Raw genomic sequence first — 11,668 nt, 5'->3', positions numbered from 1 at the left:
TTCCTGACGTATGGTGGTTTTTGCTTATTCGTTTTTCGCGAGTTACCGCATAGCTTCCCAAGATGTCTGCCATTACCTATTCTTATCAAATTCAGCCGCATAAAGTGCGTGCGGAATTCTTCCGCCTCTTACCCATCTCGCTGTTTGTGGTGGCGTTCGGGGCGGCCTTCGGCCTGGCCGCGACCCAGAAGGGGCTTCAGCCGCTGGAGGCAATTCTGATGAGTACCACTGTTTTTGCCGGTGCTGCCCAGTTTGCCGCCATCGATATGTGGGGCAGCGAAGTTTCGGCCCTGCCCCTGATGGTCGTGGTATTTGCCATCAACTCCCGTCATCTGTTGATGGGCGCTTCGCTGTACCCGATGCTCAAGGATCTGTCACCCGGCAAGCGGTATGGCCTGTTGTTGCTGCTGACGGATGCCAACTGGGCGGTATCTGCCCAGGAATACCAGAGTGGCCGGCGTAACCTTGAGGTGATTCTCGGTGGCGGGCTGGTGCTCTGGCTGGCCTGGATTGTCGGTACCTGGCTGGGTGTTTACTTCGGTGGGTTGTTGCAGAACCCGAAAGCCCTGGGGCTGGATATGGTTCTGGGGAGCTTCCTGCTGGCCATGGCACTGGGCGGCAAGAAATCACCGAGGGTGCTGGTGGCCTGGACTGTTGCAGCGCTGGCTTCGCTGGCGGCCTGGAAATGGCTGCCGCCGAATTCCCACGTTGTGGTGGGCGCCCTGGCCGGTGGCGCGATCGGGTTCTTCTGGCTCGAGCGCAAGCCTGCCATCGATGCGGAGGCAGATACGGAGGAGGGCGCCCATGATCATTGAAACCACCACAGCTGGCATCCTGTTTCTGATTGCGATCATGACCGCCGTTACCCTGGTGACCCGCTTCGGCGGGGTATTCATCATGTCCTTTGTAAAGATCAGTCCGCGGATTGAGAGTTTCATCAATACCATGGCCAGCTCGGTACTGATCGCCATTATCGTGCCCATGGCGGTCAGCGGTGACGCGGGGGCTCTCGCAGCCTTGCTGGTAACCGCAATAACCATGCTTGCATTGCGTAAACCGCTGCCAGCCATCGCTGCCGGCATCGCGGCGGCCGGGATCGTGCGTTATCTGGCGTAAGCTGCCGATTCCAGGCTGATTGGAATTCTCTAGCCTCTGAAACCCTGCATCGGAGCAAGGAACAGGCGGGCAGAGCCTCCCAAAAACCGCTGTGAATACGTCCATGTACGCTTGGCTCCGCCATCCATGGCTCCGCACATTTTTGGAAGGCTCTGCCCGCCTGTTCCCCCTGGCTAAGGAGTGGTATCGGGCATTGGGTTCGTGTTTCGCAACGCGAGTTCTCCAACACCGGGAAGTTTGATGCCCAGCGCCAGCGGATTAACTCCGAACGACAGTCCCAGCACATTCAGCTCCAGACCTTCCCTGATTCCTGCCAGCAGACCGAAATAGCCTCCCAGTGAAATCTGGTAACCGGCCCCGCCCGGCACCTCCGCGACGAACTGCTCACCCAGGTAATCCTTGCCAATCGCATGGCTTGGCAGTGCAACTTCGAGCCCCGGCACCTCCCGGATCACCCAGGCAACGAAGGTATTGCTGTTGGGTCCGGGCCAGGCTTCGTACTCGGTCGGGTAGGGGTAGGATTTCACGGCCTGGTAGATATCGGGGATCAGTTTCTCTGCTTCTTTGCCCCGTATGTCCGCATACAGCTCCGGCTTCGCGCCGTACCAGTGTCGGTCCGGTTCACCCGGTAGGGAGTTGACCACATAGTGGCGCCAGCCGGTGACCTCGTGAACACGGTAATAGCTGGCACCTTTCTCCTTGGTGGCAATCCAGGTGTGCACCGAAAAATAACCGCGCCAGCTCCAGGCCCGTGCGCCATAAACCTGCACGATCGCTTCCTCGGTTGTCTCCGGTGCCGGTGCGATGCCCGCGCTCTCCCGGGTGGCGGTCTGCCAGCTTTCCGCGCCCTGCAGGCTGCCGCTGGTGGCCAGGAGGATTGGTCCGGAAAGCAGGAGTAGCAGACCACCAAGAAGCCACCCGATGTATTTGAAAAATCGTTTCATGAACCTGTCCAGTGTGGTCAGACCTTCGAGACTTGGTCAGCGCCGATAAGTTCCGGGCCTGCAGAAGGATTGCAGTGAAGGAGTACGATCACGGTTACCTCGCGGATGAGCACTGGGTGGTGCCGTGGTTTGCCGGAGCGAAGCTTGTCTTCTAGGCTCAGGGGTATCACGAACAAATTTTCAGCGAGGCCTATTATGTCTGACCATCATGTTTACAAGAAAGTGGAGATTGTTGGCTCGTCCAAAAAAAGCATTGAAGACGCCATCGAAAGTGCGCTTGAAGAATGTGGCAAGAGTGTCCGCAACATGGAATGGTTTGAAGTGACGGAAACCCGTGGCCACATAACCGATGGAAAGGTAGGCCACTATCAGGTGGTAATGAAAGTGGGTTTCCGTATTACTGACAGCTAAGGCCCGCTGGTCTTCAGCTATTTTGGATGGTCCGGTGCCGGATGGATGACACCAGTTGATTCATAAGCTCCCGGGCCTCGCCCTCATGGAGACTGTGGCACTTGTCCTGCAGTACCCGCCGGTCGTGGTTCGATGAGGCGCTGGTGACATCTTTAAGAAGATCCAGATACTGGCAGGCAGCCAGGTGTGCCTTGATCTCTGCGTCAATCAATCGTGTGACCAGTTCATCCACGGATTCACTGCAGAAAGGGCGGTTCCTGTTCAGAAGGTGACGCGCTTCCAGGGCGGCGTTCCGGGATTCCAGCCTCAACTCCCCTGCGGGCTCACCCGCTTCTACGGCCCTCAGGAAGGTGCCCAGGCGCTCGTAAAGTTGCCACACCTGTGGCCAGATCTTACTGTAGGCCTCCATCTCGGTATGGTAGCGGGCTTCCTCAAATGACGAGGCTGCCCCAGCGCTTCCGGCATCGCCTGGGCGGTTGAATTGCGCTACCCGAATGTCATCTAACTCACGCCAGAGTGTGTCGCACTTCTCGCGTAAGCTCGCCAACTGGTCCCGGTTTTGGTGTCGGGTGCCGGAAATAAGGCTAAGGGAAATCAGGGCCAGCAGTAAGGCTCCCGCAGCGACCAGCAGCGGTAAATGTACTGATGAGAGCATGCGCCAAAGCGCGTCCGTGTCCATGGTATCTGACCCCGTCGAATTCCTGTCCCGGACTTTCAGTATAGAAGCTAATCCTGCCCCTGCTGTCGGAAAGGCAGGGCAGATCTGGCGTCTTCAACGTAATCGAGCACGTCGCCTGCTTCTTCCCGGGTAAAGTTTTTGATGGCCTCGCGAAAACCCGGGTGCAGAACGCCATGCCAGGAATGGGTAATAACGGGCTCAAAGCCCCGCACCAGTTTGTGTTCGCCCTGGGCGCCGGCGTCGATGTGCATCAGGCCCAGGTCCATGGCCAGCTCGATGCCCTGATAATAGCAAGTCTCGAAGTGCAGGTGATTGTATTCGTCCAGGCACCCCCAGTAGCGACCGTAAAGGGTGTCCTCACCGGCCAGGAACAGTGCCCCGGCAATTAATTCGCCTTCTCGAACCGCCATGATGAGGTGCACATGCCCGGGCAGATACTCCAGCAGAAGTTCAAAGAACCGTTTGTTCAGGTAGGGGCGCTGGCCACGCTTCCGGTAGGTTGCCTGGTAGAACAGGTAGAAGGCTGAGAGCACATGGTTCGGGGTATCCCGACCCTGAAAGCGGACAAAAGAAATGCCTTGCTCAGCCACCTGCCGACGCTCCTTGCGGATGGATTTGCGCTTGCGGGAGTTCAGTGCTCCCAGAAAATCCTCGAAGTTCTGGTAACCGTGGTTATGCCAGTGGAACTGGCAGCCGATGCGGTGCAAACCCCGGTCGTGATGGAGCAGCTCCTGGTCTTCGTTGTCCGGGAACAGCAGGTGCCAGGAGTGGGCACCAAGCTTCCCGGTCAGCCTGTCCAGTAAGTCATGAAGCTGTTCCGGCGTCAGTTGGTGGCGCAGGCACGGATCCAGCAATAACCTGGGGCCTGCGGAGGGTGTAAAGGGAACGGCGATCAGCAACTTTGGGTAGTAGTCGAGGCCATGACGCTGGTAGGCATTGGCCCAGGCCCAGTCAAAAACGTATTCACCCATGGAATGGTTTTTCAGGAATCCGGGTGCCACACCGACAATCCGGCCCGCCATTCGGAAGACCAGGTGACATGGCGTCCAGCCGGTAGCCGCAGAGGTGCAGGCAGACGCCTCCAGGGCCAGGAAGAACTCGTAGCGGAGAAACGGGTTGGTGTGCCCTGCCAGTCGCTGCCATTCCTGTGCAGGAATGACAGTGATGCTGTCACAGGTTTCCAGGGTGAGGTCGGAAAGTCCGGATTCTGGCATGGTTGGGCAGTACTCCTTGATCTACCCGATACCATACGTCAGAACCCGGCTTCTGATCACCTGTCGGATTCAGCGCAGCGTTTTTCCAGTTCCTCCTGCCAATTTTTCATGCGTTTTTCGTGCTTTTCACGCCTTTCTTCGTGCATCTGGTTCCAGATTTCACGCTGCTCATCGTTCAGTTTGAGGCGCTCGGCCATAGCCTCACGACGCTCCGCCATCTCTTGCTGGCGTTCTTCCCTGTTGAACTTACCTTTGCCATCTTTGAGATTCTCACACATCTGTGCCATGTCATGCCTGTCGCCCCGATGCTTGTAACCGTGATCGTCAGCCATGAGGGCCGGGCTGCTCATCAACAGGGCGGAAGCAAGGGCGCCTGCGGCAAGGATTGAACGGGTGCGTGTTTTCATAAAGCTATTCTCCAATAGTTGCTGCGTTGGCAGCGGTTGCGTTAACGGTTGCTATGTTAGCGCCACCTTTCGTCAACGAGCGTCAGGTCTGTGTAAAGGTTCTGCAAAGGAAATTACGCCGAATCAGCGGCTTGTCGTGAGCGTGTTAGACTTCTTGCAGTCAAGGTGGAGAGCAAAGATGCAGAGCAGGGTTTTACTGGTCGAAGACGATGATGAATTGCGAGAGCTTCTGGCCCGCTACCTGAACAATCAGGGCTTCTCCGTCCGTGAAGCGGCCAATGGCCGGGATGGTCTGGCTCTGGCGTTGGCACAGGACTGCGACATTGTTGTTCTGGATATTATGCTGCCGGATATCAGTGGGCTTGAGGTGCTGAGAGAGCTCAGGGCAGAAACTCACTTACCGGTTGTGCTGCTGACGGCCAGGGGCGATGAAACCGACCGGATCGTCGGGTTCGAAGTCGGTGCCGATGATTACATTCCCAAACCCTGCAATCCGCGGGAACTGGTGGCTCGTTTACAGGCCCTGTTACGCCGGATTGCCTGGGACCAGAAAACCGAGGTCAATGCTGCCCGGACTTATGGTGATCTGAGGGTCGAGCCGGGCCATCGCCGGATTTATCAGAACGATAAGGCACTGGAGCTGACGGCCACGGAATACGAAGTGCTGCAGGTTTTGCTGGCCCACGCCGGCAGTGCGGTTCGCAAAACCGATCTGATGCAGTGGGCTTTGGGTCGAAGGCTTGAGGCCTACGACCGGACCCTGGATATGCATGTCAGTAATCTTCGAAGGAAGCTGGGTAACGAGGATCCACCGAGGATCGAAACCGTGCGGGGTCTTGGCTACAGTTATCGGGTACCGGAATGAAGCATCAGGTGAGATTTCCACTTTTCTGGCGGATCTTTTTTTCGATCTGGCTGGCCATGGCCCTGACCGTTGTGGTCAGCAACATAGCGACCCGGGTGCTTCTGGATCGGGAACGGCAGGCTATTGAGCGGCAGGCGGGACTGCTGGACCTTGCCAGGGAAGCGGTAAAAATCCGTGAATCGGGCGAGCGGGGCAGTGCCTGGCGTTTTCTCAAGTCAGAGGGCGAGCGACTCGAGCTGCACCTGATCCTGCTTGGAAAAGATAAAAATGATGGCAGGCTGCCTCCGCACATTCGTGAGCGAATGGACTCGGGCTGGTATCCGCAGAAGCCTGCGGTGTTGGATGTCAACGAGGATTATCGCCTGGTGGCATGGCCAAGGGCCGAGGGGGAGGGTTGGTTGGACCCCCGGTTTTTCCGAGCCATTGAACTCGGCCTTGCCTTCGTGATGATTTCCCTCGCGTGCTGGTGGATTGCCCGGCGAGTATCCCGCCCTCTCAAACACATGGAAACAACGGCCCAGGCAATTTCGCGGGGGGACAATTCACTCCGTGTAAGTGATCGCATTGCCCAGCGTAGAGACGAAGTAGGGCAACTTGCAACGGCTTTCAATGCCATGACGGAGCAGCTGTGCAGTCTGTTGGAGCGGCAGAAACACTTGCTCAGGGATATTTCCCATGATCTTCGGACACCGCTGGCACGCCAGCGTATTGCCATTGAGCTGGCGAGCGAAGCCGGCGCGGATGAGGAGCTGATGGCCAGCATTCTGCGCCAGAACGAGCGGCTCGAAACCATGACGGGCCAGATCCTGACGCTGTACCGGGTAACCGAAGCTGGCGGGGATATTGAGCGTGAGCCCCTGAAGCCGGTAAAGGTGATCAACCGGGTGCTGCAGGATGCGGCGGATTACGCGGAGCATCGGGGCGTCGACTGCAAACTTGTTGTCTCGCCGGAAAGTGCCGGCACCTCGGTGCTGGGCGATGAGGGGCTGTTGCAGCGAGCGATCGATAATATTCTGCAGAATGCCCTGGACCATACTCCGCCGGGCAAGGCCGTGAAACTTGCCCTGTCGGTCTCCGGCGGGTGGCTTAGTCTGGCCGTTGAAGATAATGGCCCGGGGGTTCCGCAGGAGACACTGCCGCATCTGTTCGAGCCGTTTTTCCGGGCCGATAAATCCCGGGGTGGAACGGGCTGGGGGTTGGGGCTGGCTGTTGCCAGGGATATCGTTTCCGCTCACGATGGCCGGATTGATGCAACCATCGCGGAGGCGGGCGGCCTAAAGGTGAGGGTTCGCCTTCCGGTGTTTATCGGTGGGTGAGGCGCAGGAATTCGGGGCATTTTGTGATGCCCGGACGTTGGATTACAGTTTTGAAAGGTGAGGGGTCTGAAGGGCACCTTTGTGCGTTTCCTGTGCGTATACTGGTTATCAGTTAAATCCTCCATTGAGGGAAGAAGTGATGATGCGTTTTGTGATGTTGGCGATTGTTGCATTGGCCATGACCGGTTGCGCGAGCAGTGTGGTGACCGACTACAACTCGTCTGTGGTTTTCGGAAACTACTCCTCCTGGGCGTTCGGCAATGGCACGGATTCTTCGTCTTTTATATCTCTGGATGGCACCCGGGTGCGCGCCGCTATTGAAAGAGAACTGAATCGTAAGGCTCTGAGGCAGGTGCCTGAGTCAGAGGCGGACCTGCTGGTCAACTGGCAGATTGTTCCCGAAGAAAGGCTTCAGCAGATTGGCCCTGGACTGGGGTTCGGCCTTGGTCACGGGAGCTTTGGGTGGTTGTTGTCCTCGCCGCCCCCGGTTCGCGAAATAGAAGAGGGTAAGCTGGTTGTCGAGCTGGCGGACAGTGAGTCCAAACAGGTTGTATGGCGGGCAGCCAGTCGCCGTTATCTGAACGAAAACCAGTCACCGGAAACCCGGAGGGAGCTGATCGACGAGCTGGTGTCCGAAATGTTTGCCAGGTTCCCCCCCGGCCTTGATGGAGCAACAGATTGAGCAGCGCAGGAAAAGCACGGAGACAGAATACAGAATGAAGAAACGACCTGAAGGCGGGCTGGTTTTTTCAACCGGGCAGGGTCGAATGTGCCCGGGCTGCAGAAACACCGTGGCTGACTGCACCTGCAGTGATTCCAGGCGGCCCGCCGGAGACGGCATTGTCCGGGTGAGCCGCGAAACCAAAGGACGCAAGGGCAAGGGCGTGACCCTGATCACTGGCATTCCCCTGGGCGACAGGGAACTCAAGGCCTACGCGAAGATTCTCAAGGCCAGGTGTGGTACCGGGGGCACCGTGAAAAACGGTGTGGTCGAAATTCAGGGCGATCAGCGAGACATTCTGGTGCCCCTGCTGGAGCAGAAGGGGTGGGTGGTCAAGCGCGCCGGTGGCTGATGGGATCACACGCAGTCGCCTCACTCTCAGTTTACAATACGGTCTGAAATTCACTATTCCCACGTTTGAGATTGACCGGAGTCTGGCCGGGATATCCCGGAGTTTCCCCGGGATGGGGGCTCCTATTGACCGGAGGCACGAATGCACATACTGGTTTTGGGTGCGGGCGTTGTTGGCATAACGACGGCCTGGTTTCTTCAGAAGCAGGGGCATCAGGTCACCGTTGTTGATCGGCAGAACCGGGCGGGTCTGGAAACCAGCTATGCTAACGGTGGTCAGATTTCTGTTTCCCATGCCCAGCCCTGGGCCAATCCGTCAGCACCCCTGAAAGTACTGAAATGGCTCGCCCAGCCAGACGCACCCCTGCTGTTCCGGCCAAAGCTGGACCCGGCACAGTGGCGCTGGGCTCTCTCTTTCCTCGGGCAGTGTACGTCTGCCAGGGCTGCTCACAATATCCGTCAGATGGTCAATCTGGGAACTTATAGTCGTAGCCAGTTACAGGCTCTGCGCAAGGATGCCAATGTTCAATACGACCACCTCGAGAAGGGCATTTTGCATTTTTACACCAATCCTGCCGAGTTTGAGGGTGCCAAAGAGCCTACCCGGATCATGCAGTCTCTTGGTTGTGACCGCCGGATTATCGATGCCGATCAGGCGGTTGAGCTGGAGCCGGCCCTGAAACCCATCCGGAACCGGATCGCCGGTGCAACCTACACCTCCGAGGACGAATCCGGTGATGCCCGGATGTTTACCCAGAACCTGGCCAAACGCTGCGCGGAGGTGGGTGCAGAGTTTCGATACGGCACCGAGATCCTCGGCTTCGAACAGGCCGGTGAGCGAGTGCTGGGGGTTCAGGCCCTCTGTGATGGCCGTCACGAGACTCTTCGCGCGGACGCCTATGTTTTGAGTATGGGCTGCTTCAGTGCCGCACTCGCCCGGCAACTGGGTATCTTCCTGAATATATACCCGGCCAAGGGCTATTCCATTACCGTGCCGGTGAAAAATGAGAAGGCAGCGTTCAAGGTCAGCCTCACCGATGATGAGTACAAGCTGGTTTACTCGCGTCTTGGAGACCGGATCCGTGTCGCGGGCACGGCGGAACTCAGTGGCTACAGCCGGAAACTCAATTACACCCGCTGCCGCGCCATCGTCCGGCGCACCGCGGAAGTGATGCCCGAGGCGGGTCACTGGGACCAGGCTGAATTCTGGACCGGCCTGCGCCCGGCCACGCCCTCTAACGTTCCTTACATTGGCAAAAGTCATTTCGCCAACCTCTACCTCAATACCGGGCATGGTACGCTGGGTTGGACTCATTCCTGTGGCTCGGCGGCGGCCCTGGCCGATATTGTTGGTGGTCGCACGCCGGAGGTGGATTTTACGTTCTCCGGACTGTAAAGACTGAAAAAGGGTCATGAAAAAGGGGTCAGATGAAAGCGTTCATCTGACCCCAGGTTCTGACCCCGCTTTCACGTCAGTTGATCCCGGATCAGCTTCTTGTTGATCTTGCCAACGCTGGTCTTCGGGATATCGTCAACGAAATCAATCTGTCCGGGAATGGCCCATTTATTGATTTCGCCACTGTCCACGAACTGCTTCAGGTGGTCCTGGATCTCCTCGGCACTGGCTTGCTCACCCGGCTTGAGGGTGACCAGGGCGTGGGGGCGTTCGCCCCATTTTTCATCGGGTACGCCAACAACAGCGGCGCCGGCCACGGCCGGGTGCTGGCTGATCAGGTTCTCCAGATCCAGTGAGGACAGCCACTCACCGCCGGTCTTGATCACGTCCTTGATGCGATCCTTGATGGTGAGCGTGTTGTCCGGTTCCATGGAAGCAACGTCGCCAGTGTGCAGCCAGCCGCCTTCCCAGAGCTGTTCGCCTTTCTCGGGCTCCTTGAAGTAACTCTGGGTCAGCCAGGGCGCGCGGGCCACGATTTCGCCTTTGGCCTGGCCATCGTGTGGCACCGGGTTGCCTTCGGGGTCCACGATTTCCAGCTCAACCATGGGCGTCGCAATGCCGGTCTTCACCCGGATTGCAGTCTGCTGCTCAAGGGGCAGTTCCATGTCTTCCGGCTTGAGGTGCGAAGCGCAGAGCAACGGACAGGTCTCGGACATGCCGTAGGCAGTGTACAGCTTGATTCCGAGCTTGGTCCCGGCGTCACACAGGCCTTTGGTCAGTGCGCTGCCGCCGATCAGGACGTGCCAGTTGCTCAGATCGGCGGTTTTGATGGATTCGGTGGCCATCATCATCTGCATGATGGTGGGTACGCAGTGAGAGAAAGTGACCTTATGCTCTTTCAGAAGGTCGACCAGCAACTCAGGCTCGTAACGGCCCGGATAGACCTGTTTGATGCCCATCATGGTAGCGGCATAGGGCACGCCCCAGGCATGAACGTGGAACATGGGCGTTACCGGCATGTAAACCGATGAGGAGCGCATCAATGGCATTTCATCGAATGAAGCCACGGTGCCTGTCATCACCAACGTATGCAGCACCAGCTGTCGGTGACTGAAGTAAACGCCCTTTGGATTGCCTGTGGTACCGGTCGTATAGAACGTGGTCGCCACGCTGTTCTCGTCAAAGTCCGGGAAGTCGAACTGGTCATCGGCTTTTGCAATCAGGGTTTCGTAGTCACCGATGGCATCAACAGAGGTTGCCTGCGGGGTATCGTTGTCGGTCAACTGAATCCAGGTACTGACCGTTTTGATGTCGTCTTTCACACCCTCGATGATCGGCAGGAAGTCGTCGTGCACCAACACAACGTCGTCTTCGGCGTGGTTCATCGTGTAAACAATCTGTTCTGGGGACAACCGAATATTGACCGTATGCAGAATGGCACCAATCATCGGAATGGCAAAGAAACACTCCAGGTATCGGGGCGTATCCCAGTCCATCACCGCAACCGTATCACCCGGTTTAACACCGGCATCCGTCAGGGCGTTTGCCAGACGATGGATTCGTTCAACCAGGTCGGTATAGGTGTATTTGCTTCGGTTTGAATAGACAATTTCCTGGTCCGGATTGTACCGGGGGCCTGAGAGCAGGAGTCGTTTGATCAGCAACGGGTACTGATAGGCGTTGTCAGCCGGGGGTAAAATGCGGGTCTGTGCCATTGCTCGTTTCCTCTTTCCCAGTTGTTGGTGTTATCGCGAGAAACAGGAATAAATCTGACACAGATTGGGTAAAACGGGAACCGGAAAAGTGAAAAAATACAGAGCGAACGCTGGCTTGGGTAAAAAGCCGGTTTCGCTCCGCGAACAAGCCTGTTGTCGGGCCGTGGGTTACTCGTAGGTGCAGAGGTAAGCGGTGTCGATGTCGGTCCTTGCCTTGAAACTTGCCTGGCCCGCTACGTCAAAACTTTCGCCCGCGCCGTAGGTCATCCATTCCTCCATGCCTGGCAGCAGAACCGTCAGGGCCCCGCTGATCACCGTCATGGTTTCCTTCTTGCGGGTGCCAAACTCGTATTCGCCCGGGCTGATCACGCCAACGGTGGCCGGCAGGGTGGCGGTCCGGAAGGCAATGGACTTGGCCTTGCCGTCGAAATACTCATTTACTTTCAGCATGTGCTGGGCTCCTCATAAGGGTTTGGGGGCCTACTATACGGCAAAAATCTTCAAGTCCAATGACAAAATCCGGTCGGTGTGCC

The 11,668-nt window shown here is 57.5% G+C and carries 14 protein-coding genes; 8 read left to right on the top strand and 6 right to left on the bottom strand.

From position 1 onward, the window contains the following. The first annotated feature begins 62 nt into the window (after nucleotides 1–62). A complete protein-coding gene (locus QPL96_RS01740; RefSeq protein WP_303285153.1) occupies nucleotides 63–815 on the top strand; it encodes an AzlC family ABC transporter permease in 753 nt (250 codons plus the stop codon). After that, nucleotides 805–1,116: an AzlD family protein gene (locus tag QPL96_RS01735; protein WP_117617904.1), complete on the top strand. Its 312-nt coding sequence runs from the start codon at nucleotides 805–807 to the stop codon at nucleotides 1,114–1,116. The genes QPL96_RS01740 and QPL96_RS01735 overlap by 11 nt, the downstream gene beginning before the upstream one ends. A gap of 173 nt (nucleotides 1,117–1,289) precedes the next feature. On the opposite strand, the gene QPL96_RS01730 is transcribed toward QPL96_RS01735, so the two are convergent. Next, the gene (locus QPL96_RS01730) at nucleotides 1,290–2,060 is read right to left on the bottom strand and encodes a DUF3750 domain-containing protein (RefSeq protein ID WP_303285151.1); all 771 of its coding nucleotides are present in this window, start codon (nucleotides 2,058–2,060) and stop codon (nucleotides 1,290–1,292) included. Nucleotides 2,061–2,255: 195 nt separating this feature from the next. On the opposite strand from QPL96_RS01730, the gene QPL96_RS01725 reads away from it, so the two are divergent. Beyond that, nucleotides 2,256–2,471, top strand: coding sequence for a dodecin (locus QPL96_RS01725; RefSeq protein ID WP_303285150.1), 216 nt, complete (start codon nucleotides 2,256–2,258; stop codon nucleotides 2,469–2,471). 13 nt (nucleotides 2,472–2,484) lie between these two features. On the opposite strand, the gene QPL96_RS01720 is transcribed toward QPL96_RS01725, so the two are convergent. Genes QPL96_RS01720 through QPL96_RS01710 form a run of 3 tightly spaced genes read right to left on the bottom strand, consistent with a single transcriptional unit; the run spans nucleotide 2,485 to nucleotide 4,771 of the window. Further along, complete coding sequence (locus QPL96_RS01720) at nucleotides 2,485–3,150, bottom strand: hypothetical protein (protein WP_303285149.1); 666 nt, start codon at nucleotides 3,148–3,150, stop codon at nucleotides 2,485–2,487. 47 nt (nucleotides 3,151–3,197) lie between these two features. Then, on the bottom strand, nucleotides 3,198–4,364 hold the full coding sequence (locus QPL96_RS01715; RefSeq protein ID WP_303285148.1) for a GNAT family N-acetyltransferase: 1,167 nt from the start codon (nucleotides 4,362–4,364) through the stop codon (nucleotides 3,198–3,200). A gap of 56 nt (nucleotides 4,365–4,420) precedes the next feature. Continuing rightward, nucleotides 4,421–4,771: a hypothetical protein gene (locus tag QPL96_RS01710; RefSeq protein ID WP_303285146.1), complete on the bottom strand. Its 351-nt coding sequence runs from the start codon at nucleotides 4,769–4,771 to the stop codon at nucleotides 4,421–4,423. 178 nt (nucleotides 4,772–4,949) lie between these two features. On the opposite strand from QPL96_RS01710, the gene QPL96_RS01705 reads away from it, so the two are divergent. The 5 genes from QPL96_RS01705 (at nucleotide 4,950) to QPL96_RS01685 (ending at nucleotide 9,420) form a co-directional block, all read left to right on the top strand. Beyond that, nucleotides 4,950–5,636, top strand: a complete 687-nt coding sequence (locus tag QPL96_RS01705) for a response regulator transcription factor (RefSeq protein WP_303285144.1) — start codon at nucleotides 4,950–4,952, stop codon at nucleotides 5,634–5,636. Nucleotides 5,637–5,644: 8 nt separating this feature from the next. Next, nucleotides 5,645–6,952 (top strand): HAMP domain-containing sensor histidine kinase, encoded by a 1,308-nt coding sequence (locus QPL96_RS01700; protein WP_303285142.1) that lies wholly within the window; start codon nucleotides 5,645–5,647, stop codon nucleotides 6,950–6,952. A gap of 142 nt (nucleotides 6,953–7,094) precedes the next feature. Continuing rightward, on the top strand, nucleotides 7,095–7,634 hold the full coding sequence (locus tag QPL96_RS01695; RefSeq protein ID WP_303285235.1) for a DUF4136 domain-containing protein: 540 nt from the start codon (nucleotides 7,095–7,097) through the stop codon (nucleotides 7,632–7,634). Nucleotides 7,635–7,668: 34 nt separating this feature from the next. Further along, complete coding sequence (locus tag QPL96_RS01690; RefSeq protein ID WP_303285140.1) at nucleotides 7,669–8,025, top strand: translation initiation factor Sui1; 357 nt, start codon at nucleotides 7,669–7,671, stop codon at nucleotides 8,023–8,025. A 141-nt stretch (nucleotides 8,026–8,166) separates the two neighbouring features. Further along, the gene (locus QPL96_RS01685; RefSeq protein ID WP_303285139.1) at nucleotides 8,167–9,420 is read left to right on the top strand and encodes a D-amino acid dehydrogenase; all 1,254 of its coding nucleotides are present in this window, start codon (nucleotides 8,167–8,169) and stop codon (nucleotides 9,418–9,420) included. 71 nt (nucleotides 9,421–9,491) lie between these two features. On the opposite strand, the gene QPL96_RS01680 is transcribed toward QPL96_RS01685, so the two are convergent. Both QPL96_RS01680 and QPL96_RS01675 read right to left on the bottom strand, forming a co-directional pair. Continuing rightward, the gene (locus QPL96_RS01680) at nucleotides 9,492–11,135 is read right to left on the bottom strand and encodes a fatty acid--CoA ligase (protein WP_303285137.1); all 1,644 of its coding nucleotides are present in this window, start codon (nucleotides 11,133–11,135) and stop codon (nucleotides 9,492–9,494) included. Nucleotides 11,136–11,303: 168 nt separating this feature from the next. After that, nucleotides 11,304–11,585 (bottom strand): pyrimidine/purine nucleoside phosphorylase, encoded by a 282-nt coding sequence (locus tag QPL96_RS01675; RefSeq protein ID WP_303285136.1) that lies wholly within the window; start codon nucleotides 11,583–11,585, stop codon nucleotides 11,304–11,306. Nucleotides 11,586–11,668: the final 83 nt, after the last annotated feature.

The organism is Marinobacter sp. SS8-8 (assembly GCF_030540945.1).
GTDB lineage: Bacteria > Pseudomonadota > Gammaproteobacteria > Pseudomonadales > Oleiphilaceae > Marinobacter.
This window is presented reverse-complemented; position numbering and strand designations above follow the sequence as displayed.

Bases quoted from the DNA above. Each gene is read 5' to 3' on its own strand.
- QPL96_RS01740 (WP_303285153.1), top strand. From the start codon at position 63: ATGTCTGCCATTACCTATTCTTATCAAATTCAGCCGCATAAAGTGCGT.
- QPL96_RS01735 (WP_117617904.1), top strand. From the start codon at position 805: ATGATCATTGAAACCACCACAGCTGGCATCCTGTTTCTGATTGCGATC.
- QPL96_RS01730 (WP_303285151.1), bottom strand. From the start codon at position 2,060: ATGAAACGATTTTTCAAATACATCGGGTGGCTTCTTGGTGGTCTGCTA.
- QPL96_RS01725 (WP_303285150.1), top strand. From the start codon at position 2,256: ATGTCTGACCATCATGTTTACAAGAAAGTGGAGATTGTTGGCTCGTCC.
- QPL96_RS01720 (WP_303285149.1), bottom strand. From the start codon at position 3,150: ATGGACACGGACGCGCTTTGGCGCATGCTCTCATCAGTACATTTACCG.
- QPL96_RS01715 (WP_303285148.1), bottom strand. From the start codon at position 4,364: ATGCCAGAATCCGGACTTTCCGACCTCACCCTGGAAACCTGTGACAGC.
- QPL96_RS01710 (WP_303285146.1), bottom strand. From the start codon at position 4,771: ATGAAAACACGCACCCGTTCAATCCTTGCCGCAGGCGCCCTTGCTTCC.
- QPL96_RS01705 (WP_303285144.1), top strand. From the start codon at position 4,950: ATGCAGAGCAGGGTTTTACTGGTCGAAGACGATGATGAATTGCGAGAG.
- QPL96_RS01695 (WP_303285235.1), top strand. From the start codon at position 7,095: ATGCGTTTTGTGATGTTGGCGATTGTTGCATTGGCCATGACCGGTTGC.
- QPL96_RS01690 (WP_303285140.1), top strand. From the start codon at position 7,669: ATGAAGAAACGACCTGAAGGCGGGCTGGTTTTTTCAACCGGGCAGGGT.
- QPL96_RS01685 (WP_303285139.1), top strand. From the start codon at position 8,167: ATGCACATACTGGTTTTGGGTGCGGGCGTTGTTGGCATAACGACGGCC.
- QPL96_RS01680 (WP_303285137.1), bottom strand. From the start codon at position 11,135: ATGGCACAGACCCGCATTTTACCCCCGGCTGACAACGCCTATCAGTAC.
- QPL96_RS01675 (WP_303285136.1), bottom strand. From the start codon at position 11,585: ATGCTGAAAGTAAATGAGTATTTCGACGGCAAGGCCAAGTCCATTGCC.